Consider the following 19,662-nt stretch of genomic DNA (forward strand, 5'->3'; position numbering starts at 1 on the left):
ATTTTAATATTTAATATTATTTTACTGCCTGATGCCATTTTAATATTTAATATTATTTTACTGCCTGATGCCATTTTAATATTTAATATTATTTTGCTGCCTGACGTCATTTTAATTTCTGGCATTATTCTACTGCCTGACATCCTTTTTATTTCTTATATGATATTTACTATCTGATAGCTGCCTTCTTCCCCGTAATCTGGGATTCATAGGCTGCTTCCATTAGCTTAGTAAGGGTTATGGCATCTTCAATACCAAAGGTCACCTTATCCTCTAACTGATTGTTTGCCCACATAACCAGGGGTGAAGGAAGAGCTTTGGGAAGCTCTGTTACCGTAATCCATTCTCCACTAGTTCCTTTTGTTGCATAGCGGATATTTTCCCCTATCATAAGGGTTCCTTCCGTTCCGCTTACCTCCAGTATCGGAGGTGTGTAAAGGGATACAAATCCTGTCTCGGCCACGCCAATGGTTCCTTCGCCAAATTCTATCACAGAGACAGCATTGTCCTCTACTCCATGACCTGTAACATCCGTAAACAGGGACTGAACGCTTACAGGTGTTCCAAGAAGCCATGCAAGCAGATACATGGGGTGGGCTCCTAAGTCAATCATGGCTCCTCCGCCGCACTGCTCCCTGCTATAGAAATGCTCCGGCAGCCAGTTGCCGATACTTCCGTCATGTACATTCCTCATTCTGGCATAGGTGATATGTCCAAGGCTTCCCTTTTCAATGAGCTCCTTTGCAAAGAGAAAGCGGCTTTCACATTTCTTTACCAGGGACAGGGTAATGTCACTGCCCTGCTTTAAAAGGGAATCCTTTATCTCCAGGCAGTCCGGCACCGTAAGGGCCAGAACCTTTTCGCTGAATACCTGCTTACCTGCTTTAACAGCTTTCAGGATCAGTTCCTTATGAAGGGAGGTAGGGGCGGTTATTACCACTCCCTGTATGTCTGCGTTAGCCAATAACTCGTCATAATCCTTATAAAAGGGGACTAAAAACTCCTTTGCATAGCCCCTTCCCCTTTCTTCTTCCTCATCCCAGACAGCAACAACCTTACTGCCTGTCTTTTCTATTATCTCTTTTGTATAACCCTCTGCATGAACATGCCAGTAGCTGATAATCGCTATATTCATTGATATACCCATTACACCATAAACAGAATACCTGTAAAAGAATCGTAATATGGCAGCCTTTCCTGAGATTTTTATTTTAATTACTCAAAGTATACCGGCTGGCCTGTTTTTGCTGAAGTATAAATAGCTTCCAGTATCTCTGATACCACGCAGGCCTGCTCCGGCTTTACAACAACTTCCGTATCGTTCTTAACGGCATCAATCCAGCGTCTTGCTTCCACTTCGGCAGGATTATCGGATATTCCCTCATAGAAGGCAACACCGCCGCTTGACAGATCAGGCTTAATCTCAACCAGTCTGTTGAACTCTGCCTTGTTGATGGTAACTCCGCCCTTAATCTGTGCTCCCGCATCCGTTCCGCAAAGAACCGTGCTTCCTTCCTGAATTGGCTCTATGGTATTTAAGGCCCAGCTTGATTCCAGGATAATGGTTGCTCCGTTTTTCATTACGATAAAGCCGAAGGCAGAGTCCTCCATGGTATTTTCTCCTTCTTTCCAGCCGCCCCAGGGGTTGCCGCATTCCGGATTGCTTACCTTCTTATATTTTGTACCTACAACCATCCTAGGCTCATAGTTGTTCATAAGGTATAAGGTAACATCCAGAGAGTGGGTGCCGATATCGATTAAGGGACCGCCGCCCTGCTCATATTCATTTAAGAATACACCCCAGTTAGGAGTTCCTCTTCTTCTTACGGCATAGGCCTTGGCAAGGTAAATCTCACCCAGGTCACCTCTTTCAATAACACTCTTCAGATAGATTGCTTCCGGTTTATGCCTGTGCTGGTATCCGATAGTCAATTTCTTGCCGGTCTCTTTTGCTGCCGCTACCATCTTTCTTGCATCCTCTGCTGTCTTTGCCATAGGCTTCTCACACATTACATGCTTGCCGGCATAGAGGGAATCAATGGATATAGGGGCATGGGAACGGTTGGGAGTGCATACATGAACTACTTCAATCTCCCCATCCTTTAACAGCTCCTTATAATCGGTGTAAACCTTGGCATCAGGAGTGCCGTACTGTTCCTTTGCCTTGATTGCCTTTTCTTCTACCAGATCGCAGAAAGCAACCAATTCTACATCAGATAATTTACTCAAGGAAGGCATGTGCTTCCCATTTGCAATACCGCCGCAGCCGATGATTCCGACTTTTACTTTTCTCTCCATCATATCTTCTCCTTTTTGTTTGAATAATTTTATTGAATTTTCTTAAATATAGCATAATTCCTTTGCCCATGATATAATAAATGCATAAAAAAATATCAAAAATTTGTCCTCAGAGGAGTATAGACTTGGAACAGTCATATTATATCGAAAAGCGAAATCCCAATGCGGAACTGCCCTTGCAGTTTAGTGTACATCCCCAGGAAAAAAGGGGGGCAGGGGTTATGGTTCATGCCCATATCCATGATTATATTGAAATCCTTTATGCACAGTCAGGGCATTTCCGCATTCTGCTAAACAGCAGGGATTATACCTTTGATGCGGGGGATATGGTACTCATCAATTCCAATGAAATACACAATGTCTTCTCCCTGGGAGAAGGGTTAAACAGCTATATATGTATCAAATTTGAACCGGAAATACTCTTCACCTCCCAGTCTCTGCTGGAAATGAAGTATTTAATGCCCTTTATCCTAAAGGAATCCACCCATCAGAAGATATTTACAGAGGAAGAAATCAGGGCTACCATTCTTCCCTCCATCCTCCATAATATTTACACCGAATACAAAGAGGCCAGCTATGGCTTTGAGCTTGCTATCCGGACAAATATCCTGACACTTTTTTTATATATTCTAAGGAACTGGCACAAGCAAAATATTGACTTAAATATCGATGTTCCGGTAAATAAGGAAATGGAAAAGCAGCTCAAGAAGGTCTTTGATTATGTCGAGGAAAATTATCAGGAGGATATTACCGCAAGAGAAATGGCAAAGTACTGCAATATGAGCTACAGTTATTTTTCCAGAAGCTTCAAGAGAATTATGAAGAAAAGCTTTAAGGAGTATTTAAGCTATATCAGAATTTCAAAAGCGGAAAGGCTGCTGATAAGCGCTGACAGTAATATTACGGAAATAGCCCAGGAATGCGGCTTTTCTACCTCCAGCTATTTTATCAGCCAGTTTAAGGAGCTGAAGGGAGTAAGTCCCAAGCAGTACCGGATGAATTACAGGAAGCATTGAATTGTTGCCTTTCCATCTATGCTCCGGATTTTGCGGCCTGCTATTGCTGTATATCCCCCAAAATAATAAGGATGCAGAACTAAACCCGTTCTGCATCCTTTTAATATTGTTCAACTAAATTTTTTCTTATTTAATCTGCTTACATAACAATCCTATTTAAAGAAAAGTTCCCTTCTAACAGATGTAAACAGTGCTTCTTTTTATCATTAGTGCTTGCATAAAATAATGCAGCCGTTTCCTTTAATGCAATATTTGGGATTTTTTATTAATCTTACATAAATGTAAGATACGCCTTCAAAATGTAAGCTTATCCTAAGGCTGCCCTCAGAAAAAAATTGTAAAATAAACCTGTATAGTAATCAGTATTGGTCGTAACCAGATAAAAAAGCCAGCTTAACCAACCCAATCTGATTATTAGGATTCTGTTGAATAACTAAAAAAAGAAAAAAAGGAGTTTAAAAATGGAAAAAAAGCTTTCCTTAACGTTAGTATTGATTCTCGTTCTAAGCTTGTGTTTTTCGCCCCATACAGCTGCAAGCGCTTCCCAAACTGCATTAATACCCCTGCCCGAAACAGGAGAAGTGATTTCGGGTTTTAAAACGGTAGAAGCAGGGGATATGGCGCTGATTAATTCCAAATCTGTTTTGTTCGAACATGAAAAAACAGGTGCAAAACTTTTGTACATACAGAATAAAGACATGGACAGGTCCTTTGATATCTCTTTTAAAACCCCCGCACTAGATAATGCCGGTGCAATTCATGTACTTGAACATATGTCGATTTCATGCTCTAATAAGTATCCGTTGAAGGATCTCATATTTGCAATATTGAATCAGACCTACTCAACCTACGCAAATGCATATACCAGGCAGAATTTTACAACCTATCCGGTTTCATCACTGAGTGAAGAACAGCTGCTTAAACTGACGGATGTCTATTTAGACAGCGTATATCACCCTTCCGTAAGTAACAGTAAAAATTTATTTTCAAGAGAAGCCTGGAGATATGAGATGCAGGATGCAAATGCCCCCCTCACTTTAACCGGAACCGTTTATAATGAAATGAAGGGTGATCTGGGAAATATATCTTCAGCAGCCAGCCAGAATGTTTTACAGGCTTTGTTCCCGGGCAGCATACAATCCAATATTGCGGCAGGTGTTCCCGACAATATAAAGGAGCTGACTTATGAACAGGTCCTGAATTTCCGTAATACCTACTATCATCCCTCCAATTCACTTATGGTACTTTACGGTAATGTGGATTATCGGAGATTCCTGAAACATATAAACGATGAATTTCTTTCAAAATATGATAAAAAAGAGATTGCTGTTGAAACCGGTAAAATAACCCCTTTAAAAGAAAAGGCGGAAAGGACTGTTAAATTTCCCGTTGCCGCTTCCTCCAATACAAAAAATTCTTCCCAAATTGATTATGCTTTTGCATTCACGGATATTTCAGAGGAGGACACCGTTGGACTGGGCATCCTTGCTGACATTTTAAATCAGGAAACCTCTCCGGTAATGGAGGCATTAAAAAAATCAGATATAGGAGGCAGCTATTCCGTCAGCTTTGATGCAGCCTTCACTCAGCCAATATTGACCTTTTCTGCAGCTAACGCTGATGAAAGTAAAAAAGCCGAGTTCAAAATGCTGATTGATAATTCCATGAGTAATATCATATCAACCGGCTTTGATAAAACAGCAGTAGATGCCGTCATATCAAATACACTCTTAACCAACTCCAATTTAGCGGAAAACAGAAATACAGGAGTTAACCTGTCTATGAAAATCGCCTCCATGTGGGCAAATCATGGTAGTTTAGATTATTATAATCATTTAATTAAAAATATTAAAACAATTAAGGATAAGGCAGAGGATAATTACTTTGAAAAATTACTGAAAAAGTATATTGAAAACAATAACCATGCAGCCTTAGCTATCACTGTTCCGGAAGCAGGACTTGCCGAAAAGCTGGCAAATGCGGAAAAGAAACACCTGTCAGATTTAAAGGCAGCAATGAATAAACAGGAGCTGGACAAGATCACTGCTGATACCAAAGCATATAATGAGTGGAACAATCAGCTGCCGGATCCCAAAATCGTTGAGAGCTTACAGGCGGTTAAGATCGCTGACTTACCGGAAGAAGTGAAAACTTATAAAACGAATGACAGTTTCACCTCAGACGGAGTAAGGCTCTTATCAGCAGAAGCAAATGTGGGGGAAACGGAAACCTCTTCCCTGCTTTTCGATACCTCTGCCGTTCCAATGAAGAAGCTGCACTACTTACAGCTCTATGCAGACCTGTTCGGCAAACTCAGTACAAAAAACTACACACAAAAACAATTGAATACACAAAAGCTTAGATATTTAAACAATGCTGAATTTCATATAGCCAATGTCACACAGAACAACGCCAGGCAGTATACACCCTATTTCTCAATCTCATGGATGGGCATCGCCAGCGAGTATGATAAACAGCTTTCGTTAGTTAAGGAAATTTTACTGAATACAAACTTTGATAATAGTAAAGCTCTATTAAACCTGGTAAGAGCTCAGGTATCCAATTTAAAATCACAATATACCAATGACCCCTTGTCTATCCTGCTTCTGAGAAATTTAGCTCAAATTGATGAGAGCAGCACTTATCAAAACTATATCAGCGGCCTTGATTATTACAACTTCCTGCTAAAACTTGAAAAGGACCTGGTTTCTAATCCAAAGGCGGCAGCTGCGGAATTAAAAAATATAAACGCATTGATTCTTAACAAGACCAACCTGGTAACCACTTATGTAGGAAATAAGAATGCCATAAAAAATTATGAAGATTCCATAAAAATAATAACAGATGCTTTACCTAAGAAAAAAATTACCAGCCAGGATTACGGAAAGCTGCCAAAGCCCGCACTCAGGGAGGGAATTGCAGTGGATTCAACGGTTCAATATAATGCCATATCCGCCAGCTATAAAAAAATGGGGTTTGCCTTTACCGGAAAACTATTACCGATACAGACTTTAATCGATCAGAATTATATTACGCCTAAATTAAGATTTGGGTATGGTGCATATGTAAGCATCGTAAGTTTTAATTCAAACGGACTTCTGACAGCCTCATACCGTGATCCGAACATCAGGGAAACCTTTGAAGTATATAAGGGATTACCGGCGTATATTAAAAATATGGATTTGACCCAGGAAACCCTGGACCGGTTTATTTTAAATGCCTTTAGTGATTACTCTGCTCCCAGGGGAGAACTTGCCGGCGCGGAAAGTGCTTTGCTAAATTACTTGTCCGGTAAAAAAGCGGAAGATAAATTAAAAATCCTTCATGAAATTAAATCAACAACCGTACAGGATGTAAAGGACACCTTTGCAATGTTCCAAAGCTTTATTAAGAACGGTTCCTATTCCACTGTCGGAAGTAAACAGAAATTGCTGGAAAATAAAGACCTCTTTGATGAAATTCTCTCAATAAAATAAGAAACGAACAAGGGCTCCCTCATTATAAAGGGGCTGTTGCAAATAGAACATTTCTACCAGATACCTTGCATAAATTAGTTTATGTGTACTGTATCCGGCAGTAGTTGTTCTTATTACTACAGCCCCTTTTTAATGAATCTTCTTGAAGATTACTTTTATGTATTATTCCATACCCTTAGTCTGATAGTAACATAAACACTGTGATAGAGAGTGCTGAGCTCCCTTACAACAGCAGCCTGAATACCTGCTCCGCTGTCTCTCTTAAGTTTTCTTTGGCATTTAAGGGGTTCATTGCTTCCTCCAGAGTGGTAATTCCTCTTACAATAGGAAAGAATGCATCAATCCTTCTCCTGTTGCACTCTGCGGCTTCTTTGGTAACACTTCCGGCAAAGGCTATGACCTTTTTATTGTATTTCTTTGCCAGCCCGGCAACCCCGACCGGAGCTTTTCCCATACCGGACTGTCCGTCAAGGCGCCCTTCTCCAGTTATAACATAGTCCGCATCTTTTATATCCTCTTCCAGCTTAACTGCTTTCATGACCATCTCTATCCCCGGTATCATCTGCCCCTTTAAATACGACAAAAAGCAGAAGCCAAGTCCTCCTGCAGCTCCTGCACCCGGATGTTCCGAATAATCCGTGCCTGTAAATGCTTTTGTAAGGGCCGCATAATTTCTCATTCCGGCCTCCAGTTCTTTCAGTGCAGCTTCTGCTGCTCCCTTCTGAGGTCCGTAGACATAAGTGGCTCCAAGGGGTCCGCATAAAGGATTATTCACATCGCAGGCAATCTTAAAACGGCATTCTGCAAGCCTGGCCGGTACCTTTTTGGCAGATATTTTCACAATATCCTTCAGGCTTCCTCCTCCTTGTCCTGCTATTCCTTCGTCCTCTTTCAGGAATTCGTATCCCAGAGCAGTAAGAAGTCCCATACCGCCGTCATTGGTGGCACTGCCTCCGATACCTATAAGAAACTCCACACAGCCTTTGTCCATGGCATCCAGGATCATTTCTCCTACGCCAAAAGTAGTGGCTGTCATGGGATTCTTATTTCTACAGAGGGTAATGCCCGCAGCCTGGGCCATCTCCATGACGGCCGTCTTATTATCCGCCAGAATTCCGTACATAGCTTCCACCGGTTCCCCCGATGGCCCGCTGACCTTTTTATAAATCCTTCTGCCTCCCATTCCGCTCAGCAGGGCTTCTACCGTACCTTCTCCACCGTCTCCCAGAGGCTTTACGATAATCCTGGGATTTTTACTTACCCTTTGTATTCCTTCCTTTACGGCATTACCCGCTTCCATGGAAGTTAAGCTTCCCTTAAAAGAATCCATTGCCACTACTATCTTCATATACCCATCTCCTATTATTTCTGCCCTATATCAGGCAGTTGATAACCCCTTTCACAGAGCTCTGGGAAAGAATATTATCCGCAGCTTTCCTTGCAGCTTTGCAATCTGTCTCCCGTAAGCGGCTCTTGATACGGGATATTTCACCTGCGGACATACTGAATTCATCCAGGCCCATTCCAAGCAATAACACCGATGCCTTTTCATCACTTGCAAACTCTCCGCACATACCTGCCTTAATCCCCTGCTTATGGGCTGCCTGTATCGTTAGGGCAATGGCCCTCAATACGGAGGGATGGTAAGAATTATAAACTTCTGCTACCTTTTCATTCCCTCTGTCCGCCGCAAGAAAATACTGAGTCAGGTCATTGGTACCAATACTGAAAAAATCTGCTTCCCCCGCCAGTTCCTCTGCTATCATAACGGCTGCCGGCGTTTCAATCATAATTCCTGCCTGTATATCCTTTTTATAGGGAAGCCCTTCCCCTTCCAGTTCCATTTTACACTCTTCAAGGATTTTATTGGCTTCTCTTATCTCTTCCACAGAAGTTATCATAGGATACATAATGCGGACATTCCCGTAAGCTCCCGCTCTTAAAATGGCTCTTAGCTGGGGCTTAAAAATATCCGGCTCCTTTAAGCAGATTCTGATTGCACGGCAGCCTAAGAAAGGATTTTCTTCCCTTGGAAGCTGCCAGTAGCTAAGCTCCTTGTCACCGCCTATGTCCAGGGTCCTGATGGTAAGCTCCTTCCCCTTTAACAGGCAGGCTGCTTCTTTATAGGCCAGAAACTGTTCCTCCTCCGTAGGAAAATGATCCGAGCCCATATACAAAAACTCCGACCGAAACAATCCGATCCCATCTATTTCATATTCCGCCGCACTCCGGACTTCCTCCAGATTTCCTGCATTGGCACACAGCTCAAAGCCCACGCCGTCCTTTGTTAGAGAAGGCAGTCCTGCGGACTCTTTCAGCCTTTTTTCTTCTTCCAGCCATTTTCTTTCCTTTAATTCATATTCTTTGATGAAAGCCTCCGGGGGGTCTGCATAGATATCTCCGGCTCCGGCATCCATTATGAGAAAGTCTTTGTTCCCAACCTCACTCAGGATACCTTCCGCTCCCGTAAGACAGGGGATTCCAAGATTTTTTGCCATTATTGAGACATGGCTGGTAGCTCCTCCAAGTTCCATTATAAAGCCTGCTGCCAGCTTAAGATTCATTTTTGCCGTATCGGAGGGAGTCAGCTCCCTGGCCAGTATAATGGATTTTTCCTCCATGCCCTCAAAGGGATTTTCCCTTTCTCCCGATAAAATAGTAAGAAGCCTCTCCCGGACATCCTTCATGTCAGCTGCCCTCTCCCTCATATATTCATCATCCATGCTCTCGAAGATGGCGATAAATTCTCCCGTAGTTTCAAGGAGTGCAGCCTCGGCGCACATCAGCTTTTCCTTTATCTTCGCTTCCACTCCCCCGCGCAGGGCGATATCCGAAGCAATAGCAGCATGGGAGGCAAATATTTCAGATTCCGCGGACAGCTTAGAAAGCTCCCTGCACCCTTCTTCCACCGCCTCATCAAACCGCTTGATTTCGTCGGCAATCCTGTCCGGGACAATATTATCATATACGGTTCTGATTTCCTTTTTTTCAATAATGCACACCGGGCCAAGGGCATAGCCTCTTGAATAGGTTTTCTTCACCTTCCATACCTTCATGATATCCCTCCTTCTATGCTTCACCCAGTCCGCCGGCAATAGCCTCCAGTAGTACTTTTAAGTCCTGCTCTTCTGTCTCTCCTTCACAGATCACCTCAATTTCAGTTCCTTTGGTAATTCCCGCACTCATTAGAATCAGGATGCTTTTCGGATTGATTTCATTGCCGCCGGATAGAATTTTAATATCGGAACTGAGGCCTGCTGCAAGCTTGGAGAGCTCTGTTGCAGGTCTCATGTGAATTCCGGATTTATTTACAACTGTGATTTTTTCCTTTACCATAATTTCCTCCATGCATTTCGCAAGTTTACTTCCCCTTATGTTATCAAAGCTTTGTCAGGTCTCCGCTTTTACATTCCAATTACTTTTTCTTTCCTCCAGCATAAGGGAATCCTTCGCCAGCATATCCCAGACTGCATCAATTTCCCATGGCTCAAGCCCCTTATCACTGGACTTGTGTATATCAATCAGTACCTGTCTTAACTGGGAACGTTTTATGACAGCCATACCTACTTTATTATCCCCTGTATTTAAGCTGCATTGGTCGGGAAATACCGCTATCCGGTAGATTTCCGGCTTTATCTTGGTTATTTTATTCTGCAGCTTTATTACAAAATCATTCATTTCCTGTACAAGCTTTTTGCTTGTGCTGCCTGTCACATTTCCTTTATCACTACATATTTTAAGACAATATATTCCGCTGGGCAATACTAATATAACATATGGAAGGGGTTGTTTTTGATTTGCTCCTTTATAAAATTGGTACAATATTCTGTTTTTTCCAAAGAGCTCCTCAAAATAACTGCTTACAGAAAGCTTTCTAATCCGCTTTCTTTTCATCAGGTACTCCAGATACCCGGAATATATCATCTGGTGGATACTCCTCTTATACATACTGTAGCCGGATACCAGCCTTAATAAATACACCAGCAGGGCACTTATTGCCAGACCAAGTATTATTTCATCCATAACAGCCTTCCCCTTTCCTATTTGCCTATAGACTTAAAGTACAGGGCTGCTGCATCACCAAAAGCCACAGCAGCCCTTCCCTTCTTTCTTAATCCAGCTCCGCACCCTTATAACGCTCAAAGGTATATCTTCCGCTGGAGCCGATTAGCCTCATATACCGTTTTATAAACTGCTTCATTGCTTCTTCCGCTGCCATATTGACATCCATATAGTCTATGTCGGGATTTTTTGCAATAGCCTCCGCCATTGCCTGCCTGCCGTGTTTGAAAAGGTCCGTGCACACATTTATCTTATTAATTCCGTTTTCAACCACTTTTTTTATGTTCTCGTCCCCTGCGCCGGAGCCGCCGTGGAGTACAAGGGGCATTTTTAAAGTTTCCTTTAGCAGCATTAACCTGCCGAAGTCCAGTTCGGGAACAAAGCCCTTGGGATAGCTTCCATGAGCCGTTCCAATGGCAACCGCCAGGCAGTCACATTTGGTCTTTTCCACAAATTCCTTTGCCTGCAAGGGGTTGGTATACAGATCTGTTTTGATATTGTCCTGCTGGTTTGCCATTCCCACGTGACCTAACTCTGCTTCGCAGGATAAGCCTTTTCCATGGGCCAGAGATGCTATCAGGGCCGTTCTTTTTATGTTTTCTTCGAATTCAAAGCCTGAGGCATCAATCATTACACTGGAAAAACCACATTGAATGGCATAAGCTATGTCCTCATAATTGCTTCCGTGGTCCAGATTAAAGGCAATGGGAACAGCAGCTCTTTCTGCCATATCCCGTATCATAGGCGCCAAAATTTCCGGATGTCCGTGAGCCTTCATCTGCCTGGGGGAGATATTGATGATTACTGCTGAATGTTCTTCGGAAGCAGACGATATAATAGCTTTGGCCTGTTCCATGTTAACACAGTTAATAGCCATAACTGCGTAATTATTTTCATGTGCATGAAGCAGCATCTCTTTCATGGATACGTACATTTTTAATTCCTCCTGTTACTTTACTGCTTATGTTTGAAAGGCTTCCAATTTCCGCCTCTGCCTAGATTAGCGGTGAAGAAATATCCTCATCTACGTAGCCTTCCGGAAGGGGTCTTCTTAAAATAGCGTAAAGGACACCCGTTATACATGCGCCAAGAGCCCAGAAACCAATGAATAACAAGGGATTTGAGGTCATGGCGATTACAAATGCTCCGCCGTGCACAGCCGGGGATTCCAATCCCACCATCATACATAGACCGCCGGTGATGGCACCTCCTGTCATACAGGATGCGCATACCCTGACAGGGTCTTTTAATAAGAACGGTATAACACCTTCCTGTACATAGCAGGCAGAAAGCACTACCAGGGATTTGGCCTGTTCTCTTTCCCCGTCGCTGAATTTCTTTTTGCCGCCTAAGAAGGTAGCAAGGGCAATTCCCATAGGTGCTGTCATACCGGCACACATCTTAGCGGAAGTGGGGATAAAGAATCCGTCCGCATTTAAGCCATTGACAAAAAGGGCTGCTGTCTTATTAATCGGACCGCCGTGGTCGGCACATATCATTGCTCCGATTACCGCTCCAAACAGGAATTTGGAACCGCCGTTTAAGGAGGTCAGGAAGTCTGTAAGTAATTTCATAAAGGCAGAAATAGGAATACCCAGGATGTAATACATGATAAGTCCCGCTGCCAAGGTTACCAGGGTAGGTATGACCAGAATGGGCATAATACCGGACAGCGCTTTTGGCACCTTGATTTTCTTAGCCGCAATAACCAGATAGCCTACCAGAATACCGCCTACAAGACCACCTACAAATCCGGTATTCAGCGTATTTGCAATAGCTCCCATGGCAAGACCTGGTGCTATACCCGGCTTATCCGCCATGGCGTAGGCAATAAATGCTGCGATAGCAGGAACTGTAAAGCCCATAAGTGACTGGCCGATCAGCATGATTACCTTTGCCAGGGAATCTATTTCTGTCATTCTTGTTGCAATATCATAGCCTCCGAGCATTTTAGCAATTGCCTGGAGTACACCGCCTCCTACGATTATCGGTATCATATAGGAAATACCGGTCATGATGGAATCTTTCAGGAATATAAACTGACTTTTTTTGCTTTTTGATTTCCTTATAATCTCTGCCATTATTCAATCGCCTCCAACAATTCTTCTACAATACCCTTTGCATCCTTTACTGCCTCGCTTACGCTGGCATTCAGGGTGGGAATGGGATCAAAACGGCTTCCGTTCTTAATCCTGACATCGCTGGCTATAATACAGCCTGCTGCTCTTGCGATATCTTCTTTGGTAATTTCATTTTCAACCCCCTGTGCTCCCTGTGTTTCAACCTTAACCTCCAGACCTTTGGCTTTGGCTGCCTTCTCCAGATTCGCCGCTGCCATATAGGTATGGGCAATCCCGACCGGACAGCTTGTCACACATACAATAAACATAGTCTACCTTCCTCCCATAAATAAATTTTTTATTTCTTCAACGGTGCCGGCATGTGTCAGAATATCTACAAAGTCGTCATCCATTAAATTCCTGGCTAGCTGTGACAGCATTCTTAAATGTTCATCCTCTCCGTTATCGGGAGCCGCAAGCATGATTACATAATTAACAGGCTTCCCGTCCAGTGAATTCCATTCAACACTGTCCTTGAGTTTGATCAGTGCAAAGGAGGCTTCCTTGACCGCTTCACTTTTGCAATGGGGAATTGCAATACCCTTTCCTATTCCTGTGGTGCATTCTTTTTCTCTTTCAAATACACCTTCCGCATATTTATCCTTGTCCGTAACCTTTCCCGCTTCATACATTAATGCCGCAATATCCTTTATGATTTCATTCTTATCCTTTCCGGGAAATTCAAACCGGATAACCTTTTCATCAATCAATGCACCAAAATTCAGTTCCATTACCGTACCTCCTGTTCTTGCACTTAGTATATCAACAGTTTCTCCTCTCCACAAATCAATTACTTGCACTATATTGGTGCATTTTTAGTTTTTTATCCTTCATTTTCCCCATTCATTATGCAAATAGCACAATAACCCAATGACCCCTGCCCCTTTCTTCTTGTTTTCCTGGTAATTTAGCACAGCCACACTCTGATAAATGGAGATTCGTTAACTTTTTTGCATCATATTAGGGTAACTGTATAACTATTCTTTTCCCTATCGTCAGCGCTATAATGAAACTGCCATAGAAATGTTCATAAGGTTTATTTGAAAGGAGGCAACATATTATGATTAATTTTGAATTCCACACACCCACCAAGGTCATCTTCGGCAAGAACACGGAGACCCTGGTCGGAAAGGAAATAGCGTCAAGAGGCTATAAGAAGGTATTGATTCACTTTGGCGGAACCTACCTCTATGAGAACGGGGTACTTGACAGAGTGCACAAAAGCCTTGAAGAAAACGGCATATCCTATACGGACCTTGGAGGCGTCGTTCCCAATCCCCACATGTCTCTGGTCAAGGAAGGGGTAAAGCTCTGCAAGGAAGAGGGCGTGGATTTCCTGCTGCCCATCGGCGGCGGAAGCCCCATTGACTCAGCAAAAGCCATTGCTTACGGCCTTGTAAATGATTTTGACCTGACAGACTTGTACATGGGAAAGGTCACTACCAATAAAATCGCTCCCTTAGGCTGCATTTCCACCATCGCAGCTACCGGTTCTGAAACCAGCAATTCTTCTGTTATAACCATTGAAGAGGGAATGTTAAAGCGCTCTTATAACCACGACTGCTCCCGCCCCCTCTTTGCCATTATGAACCCTGAACTTACCTATACCCTTCCGGCTTATCAGACAGCCAGCGGTGCCGCCGATATTATGATGCATACCATGGAACGCTATTTTACCAACACGGAGCACACCGAGCTGATTGACAGCATGGCGGAGGGACTCCTTGTAACTGTCCGGGAAGCGGCCATCAAGGCCTTAAAGGACCCCTGTGACTACAATGCCAGGGCAGACCTTATGTGGGCCGGCAGCTTATCCCACAATGGACTGACCGGTACGGGAAGAGTATCTGACTTTGCTTCCCACAAAATTGAACACGAGCTGGGCGGTATGTTCGATGTTGCCCACGGTGCGGGACTTTGTGCTGTCTGGGGAAGCTGGGCACGCTATGTATATAAGACAAACATATCTCGATTTGCCAGGTTCGCCATTAAGGTGTTCGATGCGCCCCTGAATCTTTTTAATCTGGAGGAAACAGCCTTAAGAGGAATCGAAGGCTGGGAGAACTGGTGCAATAAGATTGGCATGCCAACGAGTATGGCAGCTCTCGGAATCCATCCAACCGATGCACAAATCGAAGAAATGGCAGAAAAATGCGTTGCAGCCGGAGGCGGACAGGTGGGCTTTTTTAAACCTCTTTCCAAAGAGGATGTTATCCGGATATTCAATATGTCAAAATAAGGTGCCCAAGGGCACCTTATTTTACTATCATATCACTTAACTTTTCAGCATTCAGGATTTTTGCCAGGTAGGACGTATCCTTGGTAAGCTCGGCAAGGTCTGTAAAAACTCTTTTAAACTGCTCCTGGGCTCTTGCATCCAGTGCCAGCATAAGAATGATCTGAACCTTTTCATTTCCCCATTGAATGGGCTTCTTCAATGTAAGAAGCCCTATTCCTATTTTCCTTACATGCCCTTCAAAGGCATGGGGAACAGCAATGGAATCACCGATGGAAGTAGCCGAAAGTTCTTCCCTTTTAAAGGCTGACTCCACAAAGCCTTCTTCCACATATTTCTCATGGAGCAGGCGGCTTCCCAGGAGCCTTATCACTTCTTCCCTGGTCTTTAAGTCACATTTAAAAATGGATATTCTATCATCCATCAGAGAAAATAAGCTTTCATATTTTACTTTATCCGCTGCCTGGGCGGCCATAATATTCCCGTACAGTTTCTTTTCAATGGCAGTAATATCGCTTTCTGCCAGAATGGGGGATACAAAGAGGACCTCTATCCCTTCCAGCGAAAGGGGCACCGTTGAAATCACAAGGTCCTGATATCCCGGACGGACTTCATTCTCCGCATCCTTTACGGAAAGTACCTTGGTGATATTAATATGAGGAAATATCCGCTTTAGCTTTGCCTCAATAAACTGGGAGGTGCCAAGCCCGCTGCCGCATACCACCACAATATTGGGATTATTCCTTGACTTTTGGGCTTTCTCTCTTTCCAGGCTGGCGCCAAGATAGATGGCAATATCGCAGATTTCATCCTCTCCCAGTTCCATACCGAACTTTTCTTTGATGCGCCTTGCGATAAAGGAAGCGACCTCTACTTCATATACCAGTTCTTCCTTTACCATATGTTTCATAGGATTGGACAGATGTATCCGGTGCCTCAGACGGTTGAACATCGCTTTTAGATGCATATAAAGGGCACATTTTAACATCTCATCCCTGGGCAGGTTTTCATGAAAGACAATGCCTGCTTCCATTAATATTTCCTCCCAGCTCTGTAAATCCCAAGCTTCCCCTATATCCGCCTCCGGTATATTCTCTTCCGCAGCCGGGGAGCTTGACCGGGTGTTCATTCCTTCCAGATTCATCATCAGATAGGCCATATCCCCCGGAGATAACGTAATGGAATACTCTGCTTCCAGCCTTTCGGACAGGTACCGGACAATGTTCCATTCCTTTTTATTTTGGTACGCTCTCAGTTCCGCTTCTCCAATGGTACAGCTTCTGCCCTTTTGTATGCGCTTTGCCATAATGGCAAGCTGTATTACCAGCTCCGAATAGGCGGTATCAGCCAGCAAAAATTCAAATTTGTTTTCCGCATCCTGAATAATCGTATTAATAGCTGCCAGGGGGATGCCTTCAAAAAAAGGCTGCAGCCGGTCTGCTATCTGATTTCCCTGTACGGATATGTTCTTCCTTATGATAGAGGCCTTTGCAATACGCAGCTGTCCTTCCTCTCCGATAAGGCGCATACCGTACTTGACCTTTTTTTCCACTATGATCCCCTGCTTTTTAAATAAAGGCTCCAATTCAATCATACAGTTAACAATCGTTCCCTTGCTGACGAACATGGAATTGGCTATGGACTCCATGGAAATATATCCCTCTGCATCCAATAGCTTTAACGCCACAAAATATTTTCTGTTTTCCGGTATCAGATAAGAGGCTTCTTCTCCGTTTCGAAGAAGCTCATCCAGATAATCCTTTCCGTGGGAATCATATGTCAGCCATATCCCTTTCCCGGTTTTGGTATGAAGCACACATCCGCTTCTTTCTTCCGTTAATTCTCCGGAAATGCGCTTAATATCCGTCTTTACGGTGCGGGGACTGATATGCATGACACCCGCAAGTTCAGCCACAGTGAAATCCCTGTTCTTCGTATACAGCAGTTCTAATAATTTCTTCTCCCGGGTCAATAGCATTGCTTCACCTCATTACTTTTTACTGACGCAATTACCTATAGATCTCCCCACTCTCTCTTATTATACCCCAAAGTTCGATTCCGTAAAAGACAAGCTTTCCGTTTATTCTGCCTTGGTAAAGTACATGGAGATTCCCTGTCCTCCGCCAATACACATGCTTATCATAGCATCCTTCTTCTCTGTTCTCTGAAGCTCATACAGAACCTTTACGGCCAGAACGACACCCGTTGCCCCAATTGGATGCCCGATGGAAATGCCTCCGCCGTATATATTGACCTTTTCCGCATCCAATCCCAAATCCCTGCGCACTGCGTAAGCCTGGCTTGCAAAGGCTTCATTGATTTCAAACATATCGATATCCTTTAGCTTCAAGGAAAGCTTACCGGCAAGCTTCTCACTGGAAAGCTTGGGTGCATAGCCCATCAGCGCTCCGTCATTTCCGGCTACCGCAAAACCCTTGATGGTAAGTATGGGTTTAATACCAAGTTCCTTTGCTTTTTCTGCCGACATAAGAATTACCGCAGCGGCTCCGTCATTTAAGCTGGAGGCATTTCCGGGGGTAACCGTACCGTCTTTTATAAAGCAGGGCTTTAATTTCTGGAGCTTTTCTATCGTAAGACCTTCCCTTGGCCCTTCGTCCGTATCAAAAACGGTAACGTCACCCTTTTTGCCCTTTAAATCAACTGGAAGGATTTCTTCCTGGAATCTGCCCTCCTTCACCGCCTTCAATGCCCTTCTATGGCTCTCTAAGGCAAAGCTGTCCTGCTCCTCCCTTGTAACCTGGTATTCCCTGGCAACATTCTCTGCCGTTACTCCGTTATGATAAGGTCCCAGAGGCCAGGTCAGGATATCGATTACACCATCCTCAAAGGACTTATGCCCCATTCTGGCTCCCCATCTGGCATCCTTGACATAGTAGGGCAGCTGGGATAGGTTTTCCGTTCCCGCCGCTGCTACGATATCCGCATGCCCTGTCTGTATTTCCATTACGGCATCGGCTATGGCCTGCAGCCCTGAGCCGCACTGCCTGTTGACAGAATAAGCTGTGGTAGTATCGGGAAGTCCTGCCGTTAAGCTGACTGCCCTTGCAACAAAGCCGCATTCGGCAATCTGTCCTACCTGTCCTACGATTACCTCATCGATATCCTCCGGGGCAAGGCCTGCCCTTTTTACCGCTTCCTTCACTACCATTGCTCCCATATCAATAGCTGATATATCTTTTAAGCTGCCCCCAAAGTTACCTATGGGAGTTCTGGTTCCGCTTACAATTACAACTTCTTTTAAATCTGCCATCGTAATTCTCCTCTTACTTTCCATCTGTTTATTTTTGCTCTGTACTTTCCTATACTTTGCTTTCCTGTATTGTGCTTTCCTGTATTGAGCTTTCCTGTGCTATGTTTTAGGCATATTCCACCGAGCTTCGCTTCCCTTGGCTGCTTTTGCCAATGCTGTACCAACCAAGGTTACACTTCCATGGGCTGCATTTTCATTCCCGCTGCTTACTTATTATAAGAATAAAATCCCTGCCCTGATTTTCTGCCAAGGTGCCCGGCTTTCACCATATTCTCCAGAATGGGGCAAGGTCTGTATTTACTGTCCCTGAAACCGTTATAAAGTCCTGTCATGGTTGCAAGCATCACATCGATTCCTACAAAATCACAAAGCTCCAGGGGACCCATAGGGTGGTTCGCTCCAAGCTTCATAGCCGTATCCACATCTTCCGGCCTGCACCCTTCCATCACCAAAAAAGCAGCTTCATTCATCATGGGCACCAATATTCTATTTACAATAAAGCCCGGCAGCTCAGGACAATCCACAACCTCTTTCCCTATAGCGACGGCAAATTCTCTGACCGTCTGATAGGTTTCCTCGGATGTTGCAATTCCGCGGATTAGTTCTGCCAGTTTCATGACTGGGGCAGGATAGAAAAAGTGTATTCCCATAACCTTGTCCGGCCTTTTGGTAGCGGCAGCCATTTCTGAAATACTGAGGCCTGACGTATTGGATACGATAACAGCACCTTCCTTTGCTGCCTCATCGGCTGCACGGAAAATCTCTTTCTTGATTTCCATCCTTTCCGGAACTGCTTCGATAATGATATCCGCCTCCCTTAAATCCTTCATCTCCGTACTGTAACGGATTCGTTCCAGTATTTCCTGCTTTTGTCCTTCTGTCATAGTACCTTTTGCAACTTTTTTATTGAAAAGGTTCTCGATATTTGCCCTTGCTTTTGAAAGTGCCGGTTCGTAGGTATCCACATTCACCACTTCAAAGCCTGCCTGGGCACAGGTCTGTGCGATTCCGCCTCCCATTAATCCGGCTCCGATAACTGCTGCCTTTAACATAATTTATACCTTTAATACCCCAAGCCTGCCGGAAGGCAAGCCTGCAATACTGCCACAATTAAAACCAGGTTGAAGGAATACAACGTGGCATCCTTTCTGCTTTTAATTTTCCTCCAACCCTTCATCCATTC

Annotated in this window: 16 protein-coding genes; 3 read left to right on the forward strand and 13 right to left on the reverse strand. The window is 43.9% G+C overall.

Annotated features, from left to right (window positions below; translation table 11 throughout):
- Positions 1–169: 169 nt before the first annotated feature.
- Both BUB77_RS26675 and BUB77_RS26680 read right to left on the reverse strand, forming a co-directional pair.
- A complete protein-coding gene (locus BUB77_RS26675; RefSeq protein WP_073280228.1) occupies positions 170–1,135 on the reverse strand; it encodes a Gfo/Idh/MocA family protein in 966 nt (321 codons plus the stop codon).
- Positions 1,136–1,215: 80 nt separating this feature from the next.
- On the reverse strand, positions 1,216–2,301 hold the full coding sequence (locus tag BUB77_RS26680; RefSeq protein WP_073280229.1) for a Gfo/Idh/MocA family protein: 1,086 nt from the start codon (positions 2,299–2,301) through the stop codon (positions 1,216–1,218).
- 122 nt (positions 2,302–2,423) lie between these two features.
- Between BUB77_RS26680 and BUB77_RS26685 the strand changes: the two genes are divergently transcribed.
- Together BUB77_RS26685 and BUB77_RS26690 are read left to right on the forward strand one after the other, a co-directional pair.
- A complete protein-coding gene (locus BUB77_RS26685; RefSeq protein WP_170866766.1) occupies positions 2,424–3,314 on the forward strand; it encodes an AraC family transcriptional regulator in 891 nt (296 codons plus the stop codon).
- Between the two features lie 461 nt (positions 3,315–3,775).
- Complete coding sequence (locus tag BUB77_RS26690) at positions 3,776–6,790, forward strand: insulinase family protein (RefSeq protein WP_073280230.1); 3,015 nt, start codon at positions 3,776–3,778, stop codon at positions 6,788–6,790.
- Positions 6,791–7,013: 223 nt separating this feature from the next.
- On the opposite strand, the gene BUB77_RS26695 is transcribed toward BUB77_RS26690, so the two are convergent.
- The 8 genes from BUB77_RS26695 to BUB77_RS26730 form a co-directional block, all read right to left on the reverse strand.
- Positions 7,014–8,138, reverse strand: a complete 1,125-nt coding sequence (locus tag BUB77_RS26695) for a glycerate kinase family protein (RefSeq protein ID WP_073280231.1) — start codon at positions 8,136–8,138, stop codon at positions 7,014–7,016.
- Between the two features lie 25 nt (positions 8,139–8,163).
- Positions 8,164–9,846, reverse strand: coding sequence for a phosphoenolpyruvate--protein phosphotransferase (gene ptsP / locus BUB77_RS26700; protein ID WP_073280232.1), 1,683 nt, complete (start codon positions 9,844–9,846; stop codon positions 8,164–8,166).
- A 13-nt stretch (positions 9,847–9,859) separates the two neighbouring features.
- Positions 9,860–10,126 (reverse strand): HPr family phosphocarrier protein, encoded by a 267-nt coding sequence (locus BUB77_RS26705; protein ID WP_073280233.1) that lies wholly within the window; start codon positions 10,124–10,126, stop codon positions 9,860–9,862.
- Between the two features lie 54 nt (positions 10,127–10,180).
- Positions 10,181–10,813, reverse strand: a complete 633-nt coding sequence (locus tag BUB77_RS26710; protein ID WP_073280234.1) for a hypothetical protein — start codon at positions 10,811–10,813, stop codon at positions 10,181–10,183.
- Positions 10,814–10,901: 88 nt separating this feature from the next.
- Positions 10,902–11,786 carry a class II fructose-bisphosphate aldolase gene (locus BUB77_RS26715; RefSeq protein WP_073280235.1) on the reverse strand — a complete coding sequence of 295 codons (885 nt, stop codon included), beginning with the start codon at positions 11,784–11,786 and terminating at the stop codon, positions 10,902–10,904.
- Between the two features lie 61 nt (positions 11,787–11,847).
- Positions 11,848–12,933 (reverse strand): PTS fructose transporter subunit IIC, encoded by a 1,086-nt coding sequence (locus tag BUB77_RS26720; RefSeq protein ID WP_073280236.1) that lies wholly within the window; start codon positions 12,931–12,933, stop codon positions 11,848–11,850.
- Complete coding sequence (locus BUB77_RS26725) at positions 12,933–13,241, reverse strand: PTS fructose transporter subunit IIB (RefSeq protein ID WP_073280237.1); 309 nt, start codon at positions 13,239–13,241, stop codon at positions 12,933–12,935. Before BUB77_RS26725 ends, BUB77_RS26720 begins: the two co-directional genes overlap by 1 nt.
- Before the next feature lie 3 nt (positions 13,242–13,244).
- Entirely contained in the window at positions 13,245–13,703 is a 459-nt protein-coding gene (locus tag BUB77_RS26730) for a PTS sugar transporter subunit IIA (RefSeq protein ID WP_073280238.1), read from the reverse strand.
- 329 nt (positions 13,704–14,032) lie between these two features.
- On the opposite strand from BUB77_RS26730, the gene BUB77_RS26735 reads away from it, so the two are divergent.
- Positions 14,033–15,211 (forward strand): iron-containing alcohol dehydrogenase, encoded by a 1,179-nt coding sequence (locus BUB77_RS26735; protein ID WP_073280239.1) that lies wholly within the window; start codon positions 14,033–14,035, stop codon positions 15,209–15,211.
- Between the two features lie 16 nt (positions 15,212–15,227).
- On the opposite strand, the gene BUB77_RS26740 is transcribed toward BUB77_RS26735, so the two are convergent.
- From BUB77_RS26740 to BUB77_RS26750, 3 genes are all read right to left on the reverse strand, one after another.
- On the reverse strand, positions 15,228–17,186 hold the full coding sequence (locus BUB77_RS26740; RefSeq protein WP_073280240.1) for a BglG family transcription antiterminator: 1,959 nt from the start codon (positions 17,184–17,186) through the stop codon (positions 15,228–15,230).
- 102 nt (positions 17,187–17,288) lie between these two features.
- Positions 17,289–18,479 carry a thiolase family protein gene (locus tag BUB77_RS26745; RefSeq protein WP_073280241.1) on the reverse strand — a complete coding sequence of 397 codons (1,191 nt, stop codon included), beginning with the start codon at positions 18,477–18,479 and terminating at the stop codon, positions 17,289–17,291.
- A 206-nt stretch (positions 18,480–18,685) separates the two neighbouring features.
- The gene (locus tag BUB77_RS26750; protein ID WP_073280242.1) at positions 18,686–19,531 is read right to left on the reverse strand and encodes a 3-hydroxyacyl-CoA dehydrogenase family protein; all 846 of its coding nucleotides are present in this window, start codon (positions 19,529–19,531) and stop codon (positions 18,686–18,688) included.
- Positions 19,532–19,662 lie beyond the last annotated feature (131 nt).

The organism is Anaerocolumna jejuensis DSM 15929 (assembly GCF_900142215.1).
Taxonomy (GTDB): Bacteria; Bacillota; Clostridia; order Lachnospirales; family Lachnospiraceae; genus Anaerocolumna; species Anaerocolumna jejuensis.

Bases quoted from the DNA above. Each gene is read 5' to 3' on its own strand.
- BUB77_RS26745 (WP_073280241.1), bottom strand. From the start codon at position 18,479: ATGGCAGATTTAAAAGAAGTTGTAATTGTAAGCGGAACCAGAACTCCC.
- BUB77_RS26725 (WP_073280237.1), bottom strand. From the start codon at position 13,241: ATGTTTATTGTATGTGTGACAAGCTGTCCGGTCGGGATTGCCCATACC.
- BUB77_RS26695 (WP_073280231.1), bottom strand. From the start codon at position 8,138: ATGAAGATAGTAGTGGCAATGGATTCTTTTAAGGGAAGCTTAACTTCC.
- BUB77_RS26735 (WP_073280239.1), top strand. From the start codon at position 14,033: ATGATTAATTTTGAATTCCACACACCCACCAAGGTCATCTTCGGCAAG.
- BUB77_RS26715 (WP_073280235.1), bottom strand. From the start codon at position 11,786: ATGTACGTATCCATGAAAGAGATGCTGCTTCATGCACATGAAAATAAT.
- BUB77_RS26705 (WP_073280233.1), bottom strand. From the start codon at position 10,126: ATGGTAAAGGAAAAAATCACAGTTGTAAATAAATCCGGAATTCACATG.
- BUB77_RS26680 (WP_073280229.1), bottom strand. From the start codon at position 2,301: ATGATGGAGAGAAAAGTAAAAGTCGGAATCATCGGCTGCGGCGGTATT.
- BUB77_RS26710 (WP_073280234.1), bottom strand. From the start codon at position 10,813: ATGGATGAAATAATACTTGGTCTGGCAATAAGTGCCCTGCTGGTGTAT.
- BUB77_RS26690 (WP_073280230.1), top strand. From the start codon at position 3,776: ATGGAAAAAAAGCTTTCCTTAACGTTAGTATTGATTCTCGTTCTAAGC.
- BUB77_RS26740 (WP_073280240.1), bottom strand. From the start codon at position 17,186: ATGCTATTGACCCGGGAGAAGAAATTATTAGAACTGCTGTATACGAAG.
- ptsP (WP_073280232.1), bottom strand. From the start codon at position 9,846: ATGAAGGTATGGAAGGTGAAGAAAACCTATTCAAGAGGCTATGCCCTT.
- BUB77_RS26730 (WP_073280238.1), bottom strand. From the start codon at position 13,703: ATGGAACTGAATTTTGGTGCATTGATTGATGAAAAGGTTATCCGGTTT.
- BUB77_RS26720 (WP_073280236.1), bottom strand. From the start codon at position 12,933: ATGGCAGAGATTATAAGGAAATCAAAAAGCAAAAAAAGTCAGTTTATA.
- BUB77_RS26750 (WP_073280242.1), bottom strand. From the start codon at position 19,531: ATGTTAAAGGCAGCAGTTATCGGAGCCGGATTAATGGGAGGCGGAATC.
- BUB77_RS26675 (WP_073280228.1), bottom strand. From the start codon at position 1,135: ATGAATATAGCGATTATCAGCTACTGGCATGTTCATGCAGAGGGTTAT.